This is a genomic window from Streptomyces sp. NPDC057617 (assembly GCF_042800555.1).
Lineage (GTDB): Bacteria > Actinomycetota > Actinomycetes > Streptomycetales > Streptomycetaceae > Streptomyces.
Genome location: NZ_JBHVGV010000009.1, coordinates 239,052 through 259,936, shown reverse-complemented (window position 1 = coordinate 259,936; position 20,885 = coordinate 239,052). Strand labels below are relative to the sequence as shown.

14 protein-coding genes and 3 pseudogenes are annotated in these 20,885 nt (G+C 70.0%); 12 read left to right on the top strand and 5 right to left on the bottom strand.

What is annotated here, in order from left to right:
- Positions 1–529 precede the first annotated feature (529 nt).
- The 3 genes and pseudogenes from ACFU9P_RS23325 to ACFU9P_RS23315 all read right to left on the bottom strand — a co-directional run bounded on the left by ACFU9P_RS23325 (position 530) and on the right by ACFU9P_RS23315 (position 2,195).
- Complete coding sequence (locus ACFU9P_RS23325; protein ID WP_384084241.1) at positions 530–1,420, bottom strand: DNA cytosine methyltransferase; 891 nt, start codon at positions 1,418–1,420, stop codon at positions 530–532.
- Between the two features lie 121 nt (positions 1,421–1,541).
- A pseudogene (locus ACFU9P_RS23320) lies at positions 1,542–1,724 on the bottom strand (DNA methyltransferase); the annotation flags it as partial.
- A gap of 210 nt (positions 1,725–1,934) precedes the next feature.
- On the bottom strand, positions 1,935–2,195 hold the full coding sequence (locus ACFU9P_RS23315) for a hypothetical protein (protein ID WP_384083932.1): 261 nt from the start codon (positions 2,193–2,195) through the stop codon (positions 1,935–1,937).
- A gap of 606 nt (positions 2,196–2,801) precedes the next feature.
- Between ACFU9P_RS23315 and ACFU9P_RS23310 the strand changes: the two genes are divergently transcribed.
- The 7 genes from ACFU9P_RS23310 (at position 2,802) to ACFU9P_RS23280 (ending at position 13,440) form a co-directional block, all read left to right on the top strand.
- Positions 2,802–4,421, top strand: a complete 1,620-nt coding sequence (locus ACFU9P_RS23310; RefSeq protein WP_384083929.1) for an Hsp70 family protein — start codon at positions 2,802–2,804, stop codon at positions 4,419–4,421.
- A gap of 30 nt (positions 4,422–4,451) precedes the next feature.
- Positions 4,452–5,582: a tetratricopeptide repeat protein gene (locus ACFU9P_RS23305; RefSeq protein WP_376380440.1), complete on the top strand. Its 1,131-nt coding sequence runs from the start codon at positions 4,452–4,454 to the stop codon at positions 5,580–5,582.
- Positions 5,579–6,157 carry a nucleotide exchange factor GrpE gene (locus ACFU9P_RS23300; RefSeq protein ID WP_376380443.1) on the top strand — a complete coding sequence of 193 codons (579 nt, stop codon included), beginning with the start codon at positions 5,579–5,581 and terminating at the stop codon, positions 6,155–6,157. Before ACFU9P_RS23305 ends, ACFU9P_RS23300 begins: the two co-directional genes overlap by 4 nt.
- Before the next feature lie 11 nt (positions 6,158–6,168).
- Positions 6,169–8,112, top strand: a complete 1,944-nt coding sequence (locus ACFU9P_RS23295) for a caspase family protein (RefSeq protein ID WP_384083925.1) — start codon at positions 6,169–6,171, stop codon at positions 8,110–8,112.
- A gap of 9 nt (positions 8,113–8,121) precedes the next feature.
- Positions 8,122–11,064, top strand: coding sequence for a CHAT domain-containing protein (locus ACFU9P_RS23290; RefSeq protein ID WP_384083922.1), 2,943 nt, complete (start codon positions 8,122–8,124; stop codon positions 11,062–11,064).
- A gap of 608 nt (positions 11,065–11,672) precedes the next feature.
- Complete coding sequence (locus tag ACFU9P_RS23285) at positions 11,673–12,125, top strand: hypothetical protein (RefSeq protein ID WP_384083919.1); 453 nt, start codon at positions 11,673–11,675, stop codon at positions 12,123–12,125.
- A gap of 481 nt (positions 12,126–12,606) precedes the next feature.
- Positions 12,607–13,440, top strand: a complete 834-nt coding sequence (locus tag ACFU9P_RS23280) for a hypothetical protein (RefSeq protein WP_384083915.1) — start codon at positions 12,607–12,609, stop codon at positions 13,438–13,440.
- Positions 13,441–13,804: 364 nt separating this feature from the next.
- Here ACFU9P_RS23280 and ACFU9P_RS23275 read toward each other — a convergent pair whose 3' ends face one another.
- Positions 13,805–14,368 (bottom strand): dihydrofolate reductase family protein, encoded by a 564-nt coding sequence (locus tag ACFU9P_RS23275; RefSeq protein WP_384083912.1) that lies wholly within the window; start codon positions 14,366–14,368, stop codon positions 13,805–13,807.
- A 266-nt stretch (positions 14,369–14,634) separates the two neighbouring features.
- On the opposite strand from ACFU9P_RS23275, the pseudogene ACFU9P_RS23270 reads away from it, so the two are divergent.
- The 5 genes and pseudogenes from ACFU9P_RS23270 to ACFU9P_RS23250 all read left to right on the top strand — a co-directional run.
- A pseudogene (locus ACFU9P_RS23270) lies at positions 14,635–14,733 on the top strand (site-specific DNA-methyltransferase); the annotation flags it as partial.
- A gap of 125 nt (positions 14,734–14,858) precedes the next feature.
- Positions 14,859–15,914: a pentapeptide repeat-containing protein gene (locus ACFU9P_RS23265; RefSeq protein ID WP_384083909.1), complete on the top strand. Its 1,056-nt coding sequence runs from the start codon at positions 14,859–14,861 to the stop codon at positions 15,912–15,914.
- Between the two features lie 110 nt (positions 15,915–16,024).
- A pseudogene (locus ACFU9P_RS23260) lies at positions 16,025–16,816 on the top strand (serine/threonine-protein kinase); the annotation flags it as partial.
- Positions 16,817–16,846: 30 nt separating this feature from the next.
- Positions 16,847–17,116: a hypothetical protein gene (locus ACFU9P_RS23255; protein WP_384084263.1), complete on the top strand. Its 270-nt coding sequence runs from the start codon at positions 16,847–16,849 to the stop codon at positions 17,114–17,116.
- A gap of 45 nt (positions 17,117–17,161) precedes the next feature.
- Entirely contained in the window at positions 17,162–17,584 is a 423-nt protein-coding gene (locus ACFU9P_RS23250) for a hypothetical protein (RefSeq protein ID WP_384083906.1), read from the top strand.
- 159 nt (positions 17,585–17,743) lie between these two features.
- Here ACFU9P_RS23250 and ACFU9P_RS23245 read toward each other — a convergent pair whose 3' ends face one another.
- Positions 17,744–20,863, bottom strand: coding sequence for a ThuA domain-containing protein (locus tag ACFU9P_RS23245; RefSeq protein WP_384083903.1), 3,120 nt, complete (start codon positions 20,861–20,863; stop codon positions 17,744–17,746).
- Between the last annotated feature and the right edge of the window lie 22 nt (positions 20,864–20,885).

The following is a 20,885-nucleotide window of genomic DNA, read 5'->3' as shown; positions in this document are numbered from 1 at the left end:
CTCGATCACGCGGCTGACCGCCTGGCGGGCTGTGCGGCTTTCGGCATGTGCGACCCGCAAGTCCGTTGCTGAGCTGGTGATCCGTTCCAGGTCGTAGAAGGCCGGCACGTGGCCGGGCCGGGTGAGCATGTGCAGACGCTGTTGGTGGACGGCGATCGTGGTGTCCAGGACGAGGAGAGCCGAGCGGATGTGCATCGCCGAGCGCAGCAGCGCGTCTTCGACCGGACTGTTGATGGCGTGGGTTTCCAGCGCGTCGATGGGACGGCCTCAGGCTATCTCGATCAGCGAGGTGGCCTGGCCGAGGGCGCTGGTGTCGGACACAGGTGGCTCCGGGAGGCGTGCGAGGGGTGGTGGTCAGCGGATGTGCCCCGGGCGTGGGACCTGTGGAGCCGAGGGAATGTGTGGCATCGGGGTGGCGGGTCGCGCCCTGGCGGGCGGGGCAGTGCTCCATCGGTTCGAAGGCGGCATGGGGAAGAGGATCCGCAGGTTCCGGGATTTGGCCCGGCCGGAAGAGGGTGGTAGGGGGCCGCTACGGCGTGGTGCAGCGTGGGCAGCGTGGGAACGGCGGTGCCAGCAACTCCACGGCGCGGGTGGCTTGTTGGGGGATGACGCCGTTGCCGAGGGCGGTGAGCTGGGCTGGCCGGCCGAGCCCCTCGGTGGCGGTGACCCAGCCCGGTGGAAGTCCTTGCATCCACTCGACGAACGACGCACGCAGACGTCCGCCCGCGTCGATGGGCGGTGGTGCGGGGCGGGTGAGCGTCTCCCATCGGGTGACGGCGGCGCCGTAAGGTCCCCATCGCCCGTCAGATCCTCCGTCGCCGGGCCTGTTTCGGACCACAGCGGCAGGACGTCCGCCGACAGCCGAGGACGTCGGTTGCTCCCCGGGCTGCGGCCGGTTGTGCCCGTGCGGTCCCGATGGGGTGTCGGCAGCGAGGCTGCTGCTGAGGGGAGTGTCATGTCCCCGTTGCCGTGGCGCTGGTTCGGTGAGCCTTTGATCCCGTCCGATGCTTTCGGGGTGGGCAGAAGCCACTCCACCTCGTCCGCGAGACTCGGACCGTGGCCGCCGCTCTTGCGTTTGGCGGGGTGCTGGGAGCCGCCGTTCTTGGCGATGTTGCTGGTCGGGGTCTTGAGGAGTGTGTCCGGCGGGCCAGGCGGTGAGGAAGGTCCGCTCACGGCGGTGCGGGGCTCCGATGTCGGAGGCGCGTAGCACGAGCCAGCGTGTGTCGTACCGGAGGTCGGCCAGGGATCCGAGTACGGCACCAAGTGCCCGCAGAGGAGGCTGATCTGGGGTGTCTCCCAGACACCACGGGCAGAATTCCACGTCGCCAGGGGAACCGGCGGGCGCGGTGAGGAGTCCTCGGACATTCTCGATCACCACCAGGCAGGGACGGAGGGCCTCGACCGCACGGGCGACATGCAGCCACAGCCCCGAGCGGGTAAGGGAGTTGAGTCCGGCCCGGCGGCCGGCGGCCGAGACGTCTTTGACACGGGAAACCCGCCGTCAGGACACACACCCGCTCGACATCGGCCCAGTCCACGGCGCTGATGTCACCCAGGTTCGGCACGCGAGGCCAGTGCCGGGCCAGGATCCGGGCAGCGTCGGGATTGGTTTCGGCCTGCCAGGCGACCCGGCCGCCGAGGGCGGCCTGCACACCGAGGTCCAGGCCGCCGTACCCGGAGCACAACGATCCGATCAGCGGACCGTGCGAGGCATTCGTCTCCATGTCATCGGCCCCGTACGGACGCCGGGAGGCCCGCTGTTGTAGAGGCTGCTTTCGTAGCGGACGCCGGTGGCGGTGTTGTGCTGGCGGCGGTGTGGGACCGGCTGAGGGCGGCCCGGAGCCGTACGGACGGGGGCGAGTGTGTTGTCGCGGCGGCGTGGAGCCAGGTGGCCGCGTCGTGCAGTGCGTTGTTTGCGGTGGCGAGCGCGTCTTCTATGACGTGGACGGCCGCTTCGCGGGCGTCGCGTATCCAGGGGTGGTTGTGTGACGGTTCGGTCTGGCCAGGAAGGCGAGCTGGTGGTTCACGGCGCCCAGGGCGGTGACGGCCTCGCCGACGGGCTCGACGGCGGAGGCGTCGTCGTTGAGTTCCACGGAGGTGGTGTTGCGGATTGCGCAGTGCCAGGTGAGCTGCCAAGACGGGGTGTGCCCGGTCTGCGCTTTCCGCAGAGCCAGCGGCTCGTTGGCTTTGTTCACGAGTGATGCGATCAGGCACCAATTCCGTGACGACGATCAGCGGGTTTCGGTCTCAGTGACGTAGCGTCATCTGAGCGGGTGGTTCGCAAGGGCATGTCTGTTTCTTCGTATGGCTGGGGATGCTCCTATGCTTGTCAAGCGGCAGGAGGTCATCCCGGTGGGAGATCGTTGAGGTGCCGACCGGCGACTTTCAGCATCTTCGGGTGGGGCCGGGGCGGCCTACTGGCAGGCTCGCGGTGACTGCAAGGCCCTCGCCGCCCCGGGCTGGCAAGACACCAGCGCCTCGCGTTCACAATGACTTTGGCCAAGTTGCGCGGGGAACACACCTACGGCACGAAGCTGATTGTGGCGCCCCGCGGGACAGTCGCCCGGCACGGTCGGCTTGTGTGGTCGAACCGTCGTTGTCCCTGCCGTGCGCGCACGGCAGCACACGGTGCTTTCGGTGATATGCCTTTTGACGACCGGTCGGTAACGCAACGGGGCTTGGCTGGACCGGGGGCCGTGCCGAAGCGTCGAAGGGTTCTCGCTGAAATGACGGTCAACTGGCCCTGGAATGGGCATGATTGTGGCTGTCGGCAGTTCCGCACGCGTAAAGGGGAATCAGCGGTGACGCGAGTGGTGGGCATCGACCTCGGGACGACGTACTGCGCCGTGGCGGTCGCCGACCGGTCGGGCAGCCCGTCCATCGTCCGCAACCGGGAGGGGGAGAACATTACCCCGTCCGTGGTGATGTTCCAGGGCGACACAGTCGTCGTGGGATCCCAGGCGAAGCGGTCTGCGGCCACGGCTCCCGACCACGTGGTGCAGTTCGTCAAACGCTATATGGGGGAGGCCAACCCCATCTACCACTCGGAGTCCGGCACTCCGTACCGGCCTGAGGAGATCTCCGCTCTGCTGCTCAAACGCCTCAAGGAGGATGCCGAGATGATGCTCGGCGAGCCCGTCGAGCAGGCGGTCATCACCGTACCCGCGTACTTCGACGACGTCCGGCGCAAGGCGACACAGGACGCCGGGCGGCTCGCCGGGCTCGAGGTGCTGCGTATCGTCAACGAGCCCACCGCGGCTGCGCTCGCCTACGGCCTCGACCGGTCCTCCGCGGATGGCGAGGAAGACGGGGAGGGTGGTACGAGGATCGGCACCGTGCTCGTCTACGACCTGGGCGGCGGCACCTTCGACGTCACCGTCATGCGGGTCGAGGACGGCGACTACACGGTGATCGCCACCGACGGGGACCGCAACCTCGGCGGCTTCGACTGGGACGGCGCGTTGATGAACTACCTCAACGGCGCGTTCATGGCCTCGGGCGGTCCCGACCTCAATGAGGACAGCGCCCTGCAGGCCGAACTGCGCGACAAGGCGGAGATCGCCAAGCGGACCCTCTCCAACGCCCCGCAGGCCGTCGTGATGCTCTCCGCGGGCGGCCGCCATGAACAGATCCGGGTGACCCGCGAGAAGTTGGAGGAGATCACCGCAGAGCTTCTCGACCGCACCCGCATCATCACCGAGGGCGTGCTGGAGGAGGCCGGGCTCGGCTGGGACGGCATCGACCGGGTACTGCTGGTGGGCGGCTCCACCCGGATGCCCATGGTGCAGGAGCTGATCCGGCGGCTCTCCGGCAGGGAGCCGGAGCGCGGCATCGCCCAGGACGAGGTGGTCGCGCTCGGCGCCGCGCTGGTGGCGCTGGACGCTGCGGTGCGCGCCGAGGAGGCGAAGGAGAAGCGGAAGTACGTCGGCAGTGGGGCGAGCGTCGAGTCCGCCCCCGGCGACGGCCTGGCCCGCCTCACCAAGGGGAAGGTGAAGTCCATCAAGGACGTCACCTCGCAGTCTCTCGGCATGGTCGCGGTCCGCGAGGAGGACCACGAGCTCGAATACAACGCGGTGATCATCCCGCACAACACGCCCGTGCCGGCCAAGAAGAGCGACACCTTCCACACGATCCGCAACCGGCAGCGGCGGCTCAGGGTACAGGTGACGGAGGGTGACGACGAGGACCTGGCGTACGTGAAGACGGTCGGGGAGAGCGTCATCGACATCCCGCAGTACCCGATGGGCGCGCCGTTCGAGGTGTTCTACTCCTACGACGTCGACGGCATCATCCACGTCGAAGTGAAGGACGGCACGACGGGCGAGTGGCTCGGCGAGTTCGAGCTCGAGCGCCCCGACAACCTGGGCCCCGCCGAGCTGGCCGAGCTCAGTGACCGCGTCGCCCGTATCCCGACCCTCTAGGTCCCGATCCTCCAGCCGGAGCCGGCAGCGATGACGACCGATGACATCCCCGACTACTACGCGGAGTTCGACATCGACCGGTCCGCGACCGCGGACCAGGTCTCCGGGCAGCTCGACCGGGCTTTCCGCACCTGGTCGAGCCGGGCCAGCCGGGCCCCCGACGCCAAAAGGCGCCGGGAGGCCGAGGACAAGGTCGACCTGATCTCCCAGGCACGGAAGGAACTGCTCGACCGCGCCCGGCGCCACGCCTACGACCGCAAGCTGGACCAGCCGCGGCAGCGCCCCGGCTCACCGGAGCCGGCCCCCGGGCCACAGCCGCAGTCCACCCAGGGCGGCCGCGACTGGGTGGGGCACGCCCGCAGGCTGATCGGCCAGGGCAACGAGGAGGGCGCGCTTTACGAGCTGCGGCAGGCCGTGCACCACGACGACGGCAACGGCGATGCCTGGCGGCTGCTCGGTGCCATCCATGCCGGCCAAGGTCGGCTGAGCGACGCGTTGCAGGAGTTCCAGCGGGCCCTCGCGCTGTACCCCGATGACGCGCTCACCCACAACCTGATCGCCCGGGTGTACGAGCATCTCGGCGACCAGTTCACCGCCGCCAACTGGCATCTGAAGACGGTCCGGCTCGTGCCCGACGACGTCGACTTCCGGGTCACCGCCGCCAACAGCCTGTACCAGGCCAGGCGCTTCGACGAGGCGTTGAGCAACTACGAGCAGGCCTTGGCGAAGCGGCCCAGCGACGCGGACATCCGCGACCAGATCGGCCGGATCTGGTCGCTTCGCGCCGAGGGCGCCATGACCTGGCACCCGATCAGACAACGGTACGTCGTCGCCTCGGAGTTCAGCGCCGCGATGGTGACGCACTGCGTGGACCAGGCGCTGGCCGTCGGCATCTCGGACGTCGGGCTCCTCAGCCGCCTGACGGCCTACCGAGCGGATGCGGGCAAGGCACTCGCCAAGACCTGGCGCTGGCAAAAGAGCATGGCCGGGGTCATGGCCGTCTGCTTCGTGCTCGTACTTGTGCTACCGCCGGCGCTCAGGCCGCTCTTGTTTGCCGGACTTTTCGGGCTGCTGATCGTGATTGGCATCAAGCCGCGCTGGCGGCACGCCTACAACGACCTGCCCTCACACCAGAAGCCGCAGACCGGGAGAGTCTCATGACCACTCCGCCGCCCGTGCCCCAGCCGGATGAGCCGCCCGTCCCACAACCCGCGGAGCAGGCCGGGCCGCCGCCGGGCCCGCGGCCCGGCCCGGCGCCGAATCCTGACCCGTTCGCCGTCGTGGCCGATGCGGTCGACGGCATGCGCGAGGAACTGGCCGCACTCGGTGACCAGTTCCGCCGCCGGCTGCTCAACGACCGGGAGGCCCGTCGCGGCCTCGACGGGCTGCTGACCGAGCTCGACCACGCGCGCAAGGCCGCCGAGGGCCGCATCGTGCAGCCGCTGCTCTACGACCTCGTACTCCTCGTCGACCGGGCCGAGCGGCAGGCCGCGCAGGACGACGCTTTCGCCGGCTCCGTCGCCGCGGAGCTGCTGGCTCTGCTGGAGAAGTACGGCATGACCCGCATCCCAGTTACCCGCGGCCCGTTCAACCCCGAGATCCAGGAGGCCGTCGGGGCGATCGCCGCGCTCTCCCCGGAGCAGAGCGGCGAGGTCGCCGAAGTGGCGCGGCACGGCTACCGGATGGACGAGCGCATCGTCCGCCCGCAGCAGGTCCGCGTCTATACCGACCGGTGAGCGGCGGCCCGATGGGCGCCGTCTACGCCCTGCTCACGGGCATCAACGCGTACCCCGTCGACCGTTGCACACCGCTCGAAGGGTGCCTCAACGACGTCGAGGCCGCCGAGGAGCTGCTGCTACGGCGCGTCGACGGGCGGCTCGAACTCAGGAGACTGCTGAACGGCGACGCCACCGTGACCGCTGTCGAGGCGGCGGTCCGAGGCCACCTGGGACAGGCCGGCCCTGGGGACACGGCGCTGTTCTGGTTCTCCGGCCACGGCTCCGAGATGTCGGCCACCGAGCGGGCGCACCTCGACGTCGAGGCCACCGGCCGCTACCAGGCGCTCGTCTGTGTGGACGGCCTGCTCATCGACAAGCGCCTCGGCGCCCTCCTCAACGAGGTGGCCGCGGGCGGCGCCCACACGGTCGCGGTCCTTGATTGCTGCTACGCCGGCGGTGCCACCCGCGGCCAGCACCTCACACCGCGCTTCGCGCCGCCCGACCCGGCCTGGCTCGCGGCAGCCGCCCGCGACGCCCGCATCCCCGAACAGTCGGCCAAGCACGTGCTGCTCGCCGCCAGTCGGCTCGATCAGCCCTCCTACGAGGGCCGGTTCGGCGGCCGGACGCAAGGCCTGTTCACCTATGCCCTGCTGGGCGCGCTGCGCGCGGCAGGTCCGGCCGCGACGTACCGCGAGCTGCACGCCGCCACGAGCTCCCGGTTGCAGGTCTCCTGCGAGTATCAGCGGCCGACGCTGGCGCCCACGGAACCCGGCGGGGTTGCCGACCAGCCGTTCCTGGGTGGCGCCGGGGCGCGCGAGCCCAGCCCGTATCTGCTGTGGGAGGACCGGCAGGACGGCTGGCAGGTCGACTGCGGCAGCGGCCATGGCCTGCCGCCAGGGCCCGGCACCGAGTTCCGGGTGACCCGGCCGGATACTCCCGGGCGGACTCCTGAACGGACGGGGGCCGCAGGCCGGGTGGTCAGGGCCGTGACAGTGGGCTCGGAGCACACACTCGTCGAGCCGGTGGGCTGGGCACCGGAGACGGCGCAGGTCTACCCGGTCGCCCTCTCCGCACTGGCCGTGCCGCCCGCCTCGGTCGCACTGTCCGCACCCGGCGACCCCGCCGCGGCACGGGCGCTGGGGCGGGCGGTCGCCGAAGCCGGCCCCGGCGGCGGACCCTCACCGCTGCTGCGCCTCGCCGGACGGCAGGAGGAGACTGGCGACCTGCTGTTCCGGGTCGAGGCCCGCGGGGGGCAGGCGCATGTGCTGCGGCGCGACGGCTCCCCGTTCGTCCACCCACTGCCGCTGGCCGGGCCCGAGGACGCGGATCGGGTCGCTGCCTGCCTCATCCACCTGACCCGCTGGCACCAGCTCCGCGACCTCGAGGCGCCGTTCTGCCCACTGACGGGACGGGTCCGGCTGGAGATCACACCATGGGGCAGCGATGTCCCGCTGGTGCCTGACGCCAACGGAGAGGTCGTCTGCCGGTACGGCCTCGGACCCACCGGACCCATACCGCCACTGGTCTCCGTACGGATCCGCCACAGGGCCGCCGCTGGCCGGCGGCTGTGGTGCCTCCTGCTCGACCTCACCGACAGCTACGCCTCGCATGCCGGGCTCTTCAACGACGGCCAGTTCGTCGGCCCCGGCCACACCGGGTACGCCTTGGACAACCGGCCCGTCCGACTGTCCCTGCCGCCGCACCGGCCGGTGCGGCCCGGCGCGTCCGTACGGGACTGGCTGAAGCTGATCGTCTGCGAGGGCGAGCTGAACACCGTGCCCTTCGGCCTCGACCGCTGGGACCCGCTCGCCCCCCTCGGCAGCCGGGACACCGTCCTCCGGCACTCAGCCGGGGTGCTGCGATTCGACGCGCCGGAACAGAGCAGCAGGGACGCCCGCCCGGCGGAGGCGGGCGGGCCGGGGCAGTGGGCCACCCAGACCATCCAGGTGCGCACCGTCGTGCCCCAGTGGTGAGGGGTCCGTATGGCTGATCGCTTCGACCTTGAGTCCCTGATGCGCTCCGTGAAGACGGTGACCGGTGACAGAGCGTGGAGCACGGCGACCGCCCGGCTCAGCGCGATGGTCGCGGAGCACGCAGGCACGCCTGATGCCGCAGCGGCTTTCGACCTCTATTACGCCCACTGGCGGAGGATGCCCGCCACCGACCCGCGCCACCCGGCCTTCGCCGGCTACCTGCTTCAGCTCGTACCGCTGATGCGGCAGAGCGGGCCGTGCTGCACCTACGAGCAGGCGAAGGAGCTGGCGGCGGCGGCGCGGACCGTGCGGGACCCGCATTGGCAGGCCGTCATCACGGGTGTCCTGGCACTGGTAGTGCTGCAGGATCCTACCGCCACCCTTACGGATCCGAGGCTGCTCGAAAAGGTGGTGAAGGACCTGGATTCGGCTTCCCGCCTGCTCCCGGCCGGGGATGACGCGACCACCGCCACCGCCATCGGCATCGGCCGCGCGGTGGCGCGGGCGGAGCACGCGCGGCTGCGGGGTGGCGAGGCTGAACTCGACGCGGCCATCGAGGAATTGACCGCGGCCCGGCAGGGCCTGGCCGACCGACCGGACGACCAGGCGTACCTCACCTGCCATATCGCCTGCCTCCGCGCCGGTCGGGCCTACCTCGGCATGGACGAGGACGCGATGGCCCGGTACGTCCGCGAGCAGGAGATCGCCTTGGCCCGGGTGCCACGCCGCCATCCGGGGCGGGACAGCGCCGAGTCGTGGCTGGCCATCGACCGGATCAAGCTCCGGAACCTGATCGCCGAGCGCACGGGCGAGCCCTGGCCGGGGCCGCGGCCCCGGCGCGGCGCCCACGAGCGGCCGGACCCGGCGGACCGCTACGCGCTGGTGCGGGCCGCAGTCGAGGTACTCGGCGGGGCCGCGTACGACGAGGACCAGGAAGCGATGGCCAAAGCCATCGGCCTGTTCCGCGAGGCGCTGGCGCAGTGCGGCGAGGGCGACGAGCACTGGGTGCGGTGCGCGACCCAGCTGGCCACCGCTCACCTGATGCAGTCCGGTCTCATCCCCTGGGAGCCGAAGCCGCTCAGCCACCTCTCTCGCGCGGGCCGACAGATCATTGCTCACATCGACCAGGCCATCTCCCTGCTGCGTCGGGCCCGGCGGGCGGCCGAGGGGCCCGCGCACCCTCTGTGGATCAGCATCGGCCGCCTCCTGGCGGACGCGCTGCGCTCGCGTTCGATGATGCTGCCGCAGATCCGGGGGGCACGGCTGCGGAAGGAGTCACGTGAGGTCGGCCTCGCCGCACTGTCCGGCCTCGCCTGGAGCGTCATCCTCCAATCCGGTACCAGTCACGCCATGGAGGCGGGCAACAAGGCGATGGAGGAGCACTGCCTCGACATCGCCCGCTGGTGCATCGCGGACGGCGAACTCGACGGCGCAGTACGGGCGCTGGACAGCGGCCGGGCACTGCTGCTGCACGCGGCGCAGGTCAGCGCCACCGTGCCGAGCATGCTGAATCAACTCGGCCAGGACGAGCTGGCCGAGGAGTGGCGTGCGGCCGGGCCGGTGCCGCTTGAGCCGGAGCCCGGCAGGCTCGGCGGTCTCGCCCCCATGGCGGCGCTACGCGCGACCGCCGGCCCCGATGTGCGGCTGCGGCGCCGGGTGCTGGAGGTGCTGGCTGCCTCGCCGTACCGCAGCAGGCTGCTCTCGCCGCCGACCCCTGCCGAGATCGCCGGGTCGCTGCGGACGCTCGGCGTCGACGCGCTCATCTACCTGGTGCCGGCGGGGGAAATAGCACTGCCGATGCGACTGGGCCGGACGGAGCCCGGCGCCGCGCTGATCGTAGGGGCGGACGGGGCGCCGCGCTCGGTCGAGCTGCCGCACTTGCACCTCGACGCCCCGGAGCTCACGGCGTACCAGGCCGCCGGCAGCGCGGGCTGGGACCCGCGCAGGCGCGGGAGCGGGGACCCGCGCAGGGATGCGGGTCCGGTGACAGCGCCCCAGAGCGGGGTGACACTGCAGGCGGCCGAGGCGCTGGACCGGCTGTGCGGCTGGGCCTGGAGATCCGTACTGGCGCCGCTGGCGGGGGAGTTCCGCGGGAGCGATGGCTTCTCCGGCGCCCAGTCCGGCGAATCCCGTATTCCGTGCGTCGTCCTCGTTCCCCTCGGCGCGCTCGGCGCCGTACCGTGGCACGCCGCCTGGCGCGCCGAGGGGCCGGGCCGACGCTACGCGCTGGAGGAGCTGCAGGTCTCGTACGCACCCTCGGCCCGGATGCTGTGCGAGGTCGCCGGGCGTACGCCCGCCGATGTCGGGGCATCAGGCAGCCCTGCGTTGGTGATCGGCAACCCCACCGGGGACCTGCGGTACGCGGGCGAGGAGGCCGAGGCCATCCACCGGGTGTTCTACCCGGACGGCACGTATCTCGACGCGGACACCGCTGATGCGACAGCGACGTCCGCCCGGCTGGCGGACCTGCGCGGCGGCGTGCTGCACCTGGCCTGCCACGCACGGGTCGATCCCGGCGAGCGCCACAGCGCGTACCTGGACCTGGCCGCGGGCAGCAGGCTGACCGCGGAGCAACTGACCGAGGGCACGGCCCGGCGGTGCGAGCCCGGCCTGGTGTGCCTCGCCGCCTGCTGGAGCAACGTCTCGAGCCGCGGCTACGACGAGGCGTACAGCCTGGCCACAGCCTTTCTGGCGGCCGGTGCGCACACGGTGCTCGGCTCGCTCTGGCCGGTGCCGGACGAGGCCACCTCCTTGCTGATGTACATGACCCATCACTACCTGCGGCGCGAGGCGCTGCCGTCAGGGCAGGCCCTGCGCCGGGCCCAGCTGTGGATGCTGGACCCGCGGCGAAGGACTCCACCCGAGATGCCGGCCCGCCTCGCAGTCCGGGCCCGCTACATCCGCCCCGACAACCTGGCTGGCTGGGCGGGCTTCACTCACCAGGGCTGGTGACCACCGGGGCTGCGCCCTGCGGCGAGGAGCGGCCTGCCGAGGAGGATCCACGCCCAGACTCCCACCAGCGACGACTTCGACACCGGGGACGCCGCCACGTGCCCCAAGTACGGCGACCGCGTCACCGTCCCGCCCCCGACGACCAGTGGGAGATCCACTCGGTGACCAGCGACGCCGTACGTGACCGGGAGGAACTGTGCCGCCAAACTCCTAGTGGTGTTGTCAAGCGGCAGCAGTGACGGAGACCGCTGTCCAAAATGACCGGCAGACGCTGTCCCTGGAAGTGAACGAAGCCAACTCGTCGAGCAGCCGCGCCAGGTCCGGCAGGGGTGACGGTGTCCCAGGCAGCCGGCACGGGTGACCAGGCGGTGTGCGAGTACGGGCGAAGCCGGGCTCGCTGCGGTGCAGTTCAGCGAGCAGATCGGTGGTGCTTTCGGTGCGCCGCACATGGCGGCGCAGGGGGGGATGCGGGCATGGGGATCCGTATCCGTGGCGGGGTGAGGGCGGGAGCCGGCGCGCCCCGCCGGGGCGGGGCACCGGGCGGTGTCAGAAGTGGGGGTTCTCGGTGGGCCGGTCGCGGTCGGTGCACGGGGGTTGTGGCGCCATCCGTGTTCTTCGAGGAACTGGCCGCCGAGGCGGGCGTCGTCGGCGGTGGCGGCGATGATGCCGAGCTGGGGATGTTCGGCGAAGGCGACGCCGGGCTCGACGCACACAGGCCGGTCGTGTTGGCGAGCGGGGCGGTGGTCCGTCAAGGGTTCGAACGCGGTGTCCGCGTCGACCCGGTATCCGGCCCTGCCCAGGTAGACGACGGCGCGTGTGGCGCGGTTTTGTCCCCAGTGGGCCTGGTCGTTGAGGGCGTAGAGGGTGGGGTGGCCGGGGATGGGGTGGAAGTCGAGGCGTTCGAGCATCCAGCGGCTGGCGGGCTGGTGTTGGGGGTTGGCGGCGGTGATGCCGTACTGGGGGTGGTGCCCGATGGCGATGTCGGGGAGGGGGTGGTGTTCGGTGGTGGGCATGGCGGATCCATCCGGGAAGGGCGGGAACGAGGGGGCGGTCAGAGGTGATCCCGGTTCTGTGGTTACGGGTCATGGGTGGGGCTCCGGGAGATGGTGGTCAGCGGCTGGGGGCGGACGAAGGGCACCTGGGCGGCGGGCCTGGTTGCGTGGCATGGTCGGCCGTGACCGTGTTGGCGGCGATGCCTTGGTCGTGGGGTGAGACGGATCAGGCTGCGGATACCCGGGCTGTCGTGGTCGGATCCGAGTCGGCGGCTGGCTGGCCCCGCGTGTACGGGCAGCGCCGTCGGTGGAGCTCCGTGCGGCGTTCGAGGGGGAGATCGGCGTTGCTCCCCCGGTGATGGCCGGTAGATCACCAGCGGGGACGATGCCCGCACCTGCCCGTGGTCCGAGGTCGCCGGCAGCGACTACCGGCTCGTCTTCGACCAGCCGCCCTAACCGCTCGCGGAGATCCCGCAGCAGCTCACTTGCGAGGGCTTCGTGTAACCAACGTCCCGAGACACCAACGCTAGGAAGGAGCGCTGATATGGGCTTGCGGGCCATCGCAACGTTCGATGCCGGTACCGACGGCGGGGTCGGAAACGGGCTCGCCTCCTGGTTCGGGGCCGCTCTGACGGGGCCCCTGGCGAGCCTGCTGGAGCGGGAAAGCCAGGGCAGCGCCTTCTTCTCGGCGCGTACGCGGGCTGATGAGCGGGCCCCGAGCCGGGAGTTCCATCCCCTGTCGACAGGCTGGGAGGCCATGCGTCAGGAACTGCTGCTTGAGCCCGAGACGGCGCATGTGCTCTACATGCGCGAGTATCTGGGGAGGGCGCTCGTCCATGTACGCAGCTCGACCATCAGGGTCCACCGCCCGAACGCGGAGGCGCAGCTGGTGTTCGGCGAGGAGTTCGGCGAGGAGTTCGGCGGGCTCGGCGATCCCGGCCTCTGCTCCCGTGCGGTGGAATTCCTCGTGGCCGCGCTGGACAACGTGAACCCGGCCTTCGCCTGGCTGGGGGCCGACGCACCGGCCACGGAGGAGACCAACCTCGACTGGGTCCTCAACCGCCGGGTGCGCAACTCCGTACGGGAGGCTAGAAAGCTGCTCCGGGGCTACTCCTGGACGACGGTGTGCCCCGGGGAACTGTCCGAGCGGCTGGGTGGCCCCGCTGCCCTCGCCGCGACGGGTGCGTTCCACAGGGTGTTCCCGCTCGCGGCGGGCGGGATCGTACTCCAGGCGACCAGGACGGTTGCGGAGTACTCGGACGACGCCGTGCGCAGGGTGTTCGAGGCCTTGCATCCTGTTCTGCCGCCCGGGATGCCGCAGTTCGACCCCGCCCACCCGGAGCTACGCTACTTTCCCGCTGACGCGTCCCGTTTCAGTGGATAGTCGATGCCTCAGCGGCGTACACGACGAAGTCGTCCGGGAGCCGAGGGAAAGGGCGAGCGTATTGCCTCGGCCTCCGCACGTTCTGAGCTGTCCGTCCCGGCATCCGGCGCGTTCGGCGGTCGATTCCTACGGCCCCCGCCTACGACGCGTTGGTCAGGGTGGCCGCGCCGCTTTCGGCGGAGTCAGACGGGCGCGGAAGCCGTCACCGATACCCGAACCTTCGCCTCGTGGGTATTGCGGGATTGCTTTAGCGGAGGTTGGCGGACACGAATGCCGACAACCCCGAACGTCAGGTGAGACTGAGCTTCCTGGGCTGAGCAGGACTGACTGGGCCGTTCTTTCCAGGGTCCGGTGGACGAGCCGGCTAACGCGTCACGCGGTGGCGGAGGTAGACGACTCTTGAGTTGAAGGTGCGGGTCTCGACCAGTTCGAGATCCACCTGGCGCTCGCGCTGGGGAAAGAACGGAATGCCACCGCCGACCAGCACCGGGTAGACCATGGCCCGGTACTCGTCGATCAGACCCGACGCGGCCGCCTCGGCGGCGAGAGTCGCGCCGCCGATCGCGATCTCGCCCTCTCCCGGCTCGGCCCGCAACCGCTCGATCTCCTCCGCGACGCCGCCGGAGGCCAGGCGGGCATTGCCCTGCACTGCCGACAGCGTGCTGGAGAACACCACCTTCGGGAGCGGCTTCCAGAGCGAGGTCCACTCGCGCATGGAGTCGTCGAGCGTTGGATCCTGGTCGGCGGTCTCCCAGTACAGCATCGTCTCGTACAGCCGCCGTCCCAGCAGGTGGACGCCGACGTCCCGGATCTCGTCGATCCAGAAGCGAAAGACGTCCTCGTCGGGCGCCGTCCAGTCGAAGCCGCCGTCCGGCCCGACGATGTAGCCGTCGAGTGAGACGCTCATCGAATAGGTCACGCTGCGCATCAGAAGTCCTCCTCGGTAACGGGTTTCACCGTATGACCGCCGGACGCCGCAGAACTCATCGCGGCTCGCGGGATCCCCTGGGCCGAGTCACCTCACGAGATCATTTCGTTGAGAAAAACTCACTGGCCTGGATGGTCCGGGCGTTGGGCGCCTGCTCGGCCGGAAAACGTGTCTATCCTCCGGCCTATCCCTCGTCGGCCGGTCGCCGTCAACCGCAGAGCGGAGCGGGTACCCTCCTGCCGCGCCCAGAACAAGCGGCACCGCGTATGAGCTGCACGCTGCACCGAGGCGATGCTCTCACTGTCCTGAAAACCCTCCCGGACGAGAGCGTCCACGCCGTCATCACCGACCCGCCTGCAACCAGCCCGGCGTCTGGACGGTCCTGGGGTGTGTGACCTCGAACCTGCCCCGACGCCGGGCCGTAGGGCGCGGCTTACGCCTTTGGCCCGTCGGTACCGTCCTGACTCTGACCTTCGCCACCGCTATCGCCGTGGCCGCCGTGGTGTTCATCGCCGGGTGGGACCTGCTCGGCGCCCAGGGACTGAAGCCCGAGCGGCAGCTCACGTCGTCGACGCTTTTCGATCTGGTGAAACTGTCTTTCGGCGTGGTCGCCGGGGCCGGTGCGCTCGTCGCCCTGGTCGTGGCCTACCGGCGTCAGCGGGTCGATGAGGACGGTGCCCACAGGGAGGCCACCCGGCTCCACACCGAGCGTTTCTCCCAGGCCGTCGAACAACTCGGTTCGGACTCCCCAGCCGTCCGGCTCGGCGGCGTGCACGCCCTGGCCGGCCTCGCCAATGACGCGCCCACCCGCGACCTGCGCCAGACCTGCATCGACGTCCTGTGCGCCCACCTCCGTCTGCCGTACACCGCCGAGGCCGACTTGCCATCGGGCGATACGGATGCCAGGCACATGTACCTGGCCCTGCGAGAGATCCGGCACACGGTCATCCGCCTCATCCGCGACCACCTCCGCCTCCCTCCAGAACACCCCCACTCCTGGCAAGGCCACGACCTCGATTTCACCGGCGTCGTCTTCGACGGCGGAGACTTTTCCGGTGCAACGTTCTCCGGCGGCACAGTCCGCTTCAGCTACGCGGCGTTCTCCGGCGGCAGGGTCAGCTTCGACGGCGCGGAGTTCTCCGGTGGCACGGTGGACTTCGGCGGCGTGGTGTTCTCCGACAGCATCGTGGACTTTGAAGGTGCGGCATTCTCGGGCGGCACAGTGCGCTTCACCAGCGCGGTGTTTTCCGGCGGTCTGGTCAGCTTCGGCACGGAGTTCTCAGGCGGCACGGTCGCCTTCGACTATGCGCAGTTCCTGGGCGGCACGGTCACCTTCGACGACGCCACGTTCTGGAACGGCACGGTCAACTTCAACCACGCGGCATTTCTGGGCAGTACGGTCAGCTTCAACCACGCGACGTTCCTGGACGGCACGGTCAACTTCGACCATGCGAACGGGTCCGCGTCGTCCGGGCTGGTGCCTTCGGGCGGACGTCTGCCGACCGGGCTGAGTTTGCCTCAGGTGTGGTACCCGCCGACGCCCTGAAGTGCGGATCCACGCGGTAGTGCCCGACAGGTCGTGCACACGGCGTGGGCGGCCTTCGCTCGCATTCACCCACGGAGCATGGGTATGCGGATGGCGAGACGGGGGGCTTGATGAGTCTTCAGGGGGTCGGCCCGGTGTTCCGGCCGCTGGTTGGCGGTGATCCGGCCACCGGCGCGGGGTACCGGATCATTGTCCGGCTGGGTGAAGGCGGCATGGGCACGGTGTACCTGTCCTGCACACCCGGTGGGCGGCCTGTGGTCATCAAGGTGATCCGCCCGGAACTGGCCGGGGATCCGGAGTTCCGCCGTCGGCTCGCACAGGAGGTACGGGCCGCGGCAGCAGGTGCAGGGCCTGTACATCGCGCCGGTCATCGACAGCGATACGGAGGGGGAGCGCCCCTGGCTTGCCACCGCCCATGTGGCGGGGCCCTTCCTGCATGCCGCGGTCAGCCGCCACGGGCCGCTGCCGGTTCCGGCTGTGGCGCCGGTCGCTGCCGGGGTCGCCGAGGCGCTGCGGGCCATCCACGGTGTCGGCATTGTTCACCGCGATCTCAAGCCGTCCAATGTCCTGCTGGCCGCCGACGCGCCGCGTGTCATCGACTTCGGTATGGCCCGTGCCGCCGACGCCACCTCGCTGACCCGTAGCGGCGCCATCGTCGGCAGGCCTGCCGCCGTCCATGCCGCCACTGGTCTGCCGGCCTTCGGCGAAGGCATCTCGCACGCCGTGCTCTACCGCATCGTCCACGAAGAGCCGAAGCCCGCCCCGTGCCCGCCGACGTCATCAACATGTGCCGGCAGGCTTCGCCGCGTGCCGAGTTGCGCCGCCCCGAGAGCTGGCTCCCACTCACCGTTGCCGCTGATATCGGTCGCCACACGGCCACGCCCGGCCCCCCGCGGCCGCCCGTCAAGCACAGGCGCGTCTGGCTCACGGGCGTGGCGGTCCTGGCCGCGGGTCTGGCGGGGGCCGGTGTCACCGCGCTCCTGGGGAATGACGGAACGACGGGGCAGGGCCTCGATCAGGACGTGGCCGAGCAGCCGGGCCGGAGCAGCAGCGGGAGCAGCGGCCAGAGCGCCCCACGGGAGACGGCCACGAGCAGCGGCCCCGAAACGACGACACCGGCGGCGGGCCCGGAACCCTCCCGCCACAAGGCGATCGGTATCGCCGACGGCCCGGGCCTGCTCCCGAACCTTCCCCGCCCGTAACCGTCGCTTTCATCGGGCCGGCGGGTTCCCTCCACAATGTGCCCCATGAGTGACCATTACGAGGTAGTCCTCTCGTGCCTCCTCCGCGACGACACCCCTGATCCCGTCCTTGCGGCGCTGCGCTGGCATCTGGGTACCGAGACCGAGGATCCTGAGGATCTCGACTTCGAGGAGCATCCTTACCCGCTGCTCGTGCAGAATCCGAACAGCCGTCTTCCCGGTGGGGACTTCGTCTCCCTGCGGCGCGAGGTGCAGGATTTTTCGGCTATCGGGGAGGTCTATGCGTGGGAACTGTTCACACGGACCTACTGGGTCGATGACCACATGCTTCATCTCACCGGGCTGCTCGACCTGATCGCGCCGTACGTCGCGGTATCCGGCTACGGGGGTCACTATCGCGAGGAGTTCGCGACCGCGATGACCCCCTTCAGGTTTCACGGGGGAACATACGATCCAGTGGGGTTCTAGGGAGAGCGGAGGTCCGGGCCGGGGCCGTAACGGCTCGCTCGGCCTGTAGGCGCGCGATGCCATCCGTCGGACGCTGCGCCGCGCGCCCGGTACACCAACCGGGCGCGCAGCGCATTTCCTTACCTCCGTACTTCCGTACCTCCCTAGTGCTGTTCCGGGTCAGGGGCTGCTGAACTCGATCGCGTCCACGTCGAATGAATTGTTCTGCGGGGACGTGAAGACCAGATACAGCTTGTGGGTGCCCGCCAAGGGCTGGACCGGGGTCGGCGGAGTGGGCCGGTAGGTGTCCCACCCGCCTGTGTTGGGGACCGGGGTGGTGGCGAGGAGTTGGCCGTCGGGGGCGTCCGCGCGGAGTTCGATGGCGCCGACGCCGTACGGGGACGACAGTGTGTAGCTGACCTCGTCGATGCCCTCGACGCTCATCGGGTCAAAGGCGATCCAGTCGCCGTTGCTGATGTCGCCGATGCGCTGCCCGTTCTCGGCGCCGGACTGTGCGACCACACGGGTGCCGGACTGCGCGTCGTAGTACTCGGCCTGCTTGTGACGGGGCTGCAGGACGGCGCGGCCGTAGCCGGTGAGGGCGGAGGTTCCCGGGGCTCCCTTGTCCGTGTACTTGGCGTTGAGTACGTACGTGAGATCCGCGCCCTCGGGGTGGCCGCCCAGGTCACCGGTGTCGACGGTGCCTTCGCAGCCCGGGATGTCGGTGGTCGGGTGCTCGTGGTCGTCATGGCCCAGGGCCGGGTTGACGGTGACCTGGGAGCAGTCGACCGGTCCGTCCTCCGGATCGGTGACCGTGACCTTGTAGGGGATCAGGTCCCCGAACGTGATGAGTTTGCCGCTGACCGGGAAGTCGATGGTCACCTTCGGCGCAGTGTTGCCCGCGGTGACCGGGATGTTGGCGTAACCCGACCTGCCGGTGGAGTCGGTGACCTTGAGCTGCGCGGTGAAGTCCCCCGCGGTGGTGTACGTGTGGGTGGGGGCCGCCTCGGCCGAGTCGTACGTACCGTCGCCGTCAAAGTCCCATGCGTAGGTCAGCGCGTCGCCGTCGGGGTCCGTGCTGCCCTCGCTGGAGAAGGCGACTTCGAGCGGCAGCGGCCCGTTCGTGGCGGAGGCCGTGGCCTTGGCGACCGGGATGCGCTGCCCCTGGGCGTAGTCGACGCGGTACAGGCCCGAGTCGTTGTTGCCGCCGCCGAACGAGCTGCCCCATTCGAGGACGTACAGCGAACCGTCCGGGCCGAAGGTCATGTCCATCGGCTTGTTGAACGTCACCGAGGACAGGAAGTCGTTGATCTTGAGGAGCTTCTCGTCGGCGTCGAACCGGATCTCCTTGACGTAGTTGCGCGACCACTCGTAGAAGAAGCTCGCTCCCTCGAAGTAGGCGGGGAACTTCGTCGTGGACGGGTTCGCGGGGTCGTAGTGGTAGACCGGGCCGCTCATCGGGGCTGAGCCGCCCGAGCCCATCTCGGGGAACTCCTCGGAGACGCCGTAGCCGTACCACAGCTCCGGCTGCGTCAGGTCCGGCAGGTCGGTGAGCCCGGTGTTGTTGGGCGAGGGGTTCGTCGGGTTCGCGCAGTCGAACTTGGCGCCGACTGCCCCGGTGTCCGGGTTGTACGGGGCGTACGCCTGGTTGTTGCCGTGGCAGAACGGCCAGCCGAAGTTGCCCGGCTTCTTGATGACGTTGTACTCGACGAGGCCCTCGGGCCCTCTGTCGGTGGCGGGGGCTCCGCGGTCGGGGCCGTAGTCGGACACATGGACGTATCCGGTCTTCGGGTCGACGGTGAAGCGGAACGGATTGCGGAAGCCCATCGCGTAGATCTCCGGGCGGGTCTTCTTGGTGCCCGGCTTGAAGAGGTTGCCCTTGGGGATGGTGTAGCCGCCGCTCCGGGTGGGCTTGATGCGCAGGATCTTGCCGCGCAGGTCATTGGTGTTGCCCGCGGTACGTGCGGCGTCGAGCATCTCCTTGCCCGGGCGCCAGTCGATCGGCGCGTACCCCTGCCAGTCGGGGTCGAGGTTGGGCGGTACGTCGTCGCCGACACCGAGATAGAGGCTGCCGTCCGGGCCGAACTCGACGGCGCCGCCGGTGTGTCCGGGTTCGGGGAAGGTGCGGTCGCGGTACGCCGGGACGTCAAGGAGTTTCTTCTCGCTCGCCGGATCGAGTGTGTTGCCCTTGATGGTGAAGCGGGAGAGACGGTTGACGTCCTGGGTGGCCCCGGCGGGGGAGTGGTACAGGTAGATCCAGCCGTTCCTGGCGAAGTCCGGGTCGAGTTCCATGCCGATCAGGCCGTCCTCGCCGCCGGTGTACACGTCGAGCGTGCCCGCGGTGACGGTGGAGTGGGCCTCGGGGTCGAAGATCTTCACTTCGCCGCTGCGCTGGATGTAGAAGACACGGCCGTCCTCGGCGACGTCCAGCTCCATCGGGTCGGCGGTGTTGTCGTCGAGGGTGACCTTCTCGTAGCCGCTCCAGACGGTGCCGCCGCAGTCGCCCGCCTCGTTGCCCGCGGCCCACTTCAGTCCGCCGATGACATGGTCCCGGAAGAAGGCTTCGCTGTACGCCGGGGTGTCGTGCCCCATCGCGGTGGCCCAGACCTTGCCGCCCTGGGTGTTGCGGCACCAGGAGATGGGATGGTCGGCGCCCATCGCGGAGCCGCCCGGGTCGTAAGTCGTCTCGTCCGCGGTGACCAGGACATGCACGTCGCCGCGGGGATTGCGGTCGAAGTTGTACCACTCCTCCGGGCGTTCCCAGCGCTCGGGCAGGCCCTTGGTGGAGGGGTGGACACGGTCGGCGACCTTGGCCGTTCCCTGGAGTACGCCGGGCGAGTGGGCCGGCATGTGTACGCCGCCGTTGATGGTCTCGTCCCACCACGGGAACTGTTCCTCGACGCCCATGTCGAGTGTGTTGTGAATGGCTACGACGCCCTTGCCACTGCGTACGTAGTTCTCCATCGCGTCGCGCTGTGCGTCGGTGTCCCACACCATGCCGGAGTTCTGCAGCATGACGACGGCGTCAAAGTCCTTCAGCTTCTCGTCGTCGAAGACGGCCGGGTCGGCGGTCTGGACGATCTCGAAGTTGTTCTCGGCAGCCTCTTCCTCGAACATCTTGATGCCCGCGGGGATGGAACCGTGGACGTATCCCACGGCGCGGGTGAAGAGCAGCGCACGGAAGGCGGGTTCGGCACTGCCGGCGGTGGCGGCGCCGGCGGGAATCGCGGCGAGCCCGAGCAGTAACGCGCTCGCCGAGGCGACGACCGCCCTTCGTATGCCGCGAGCATGACGGCTCATGACCGGTCCTCTCTGGAGGGGG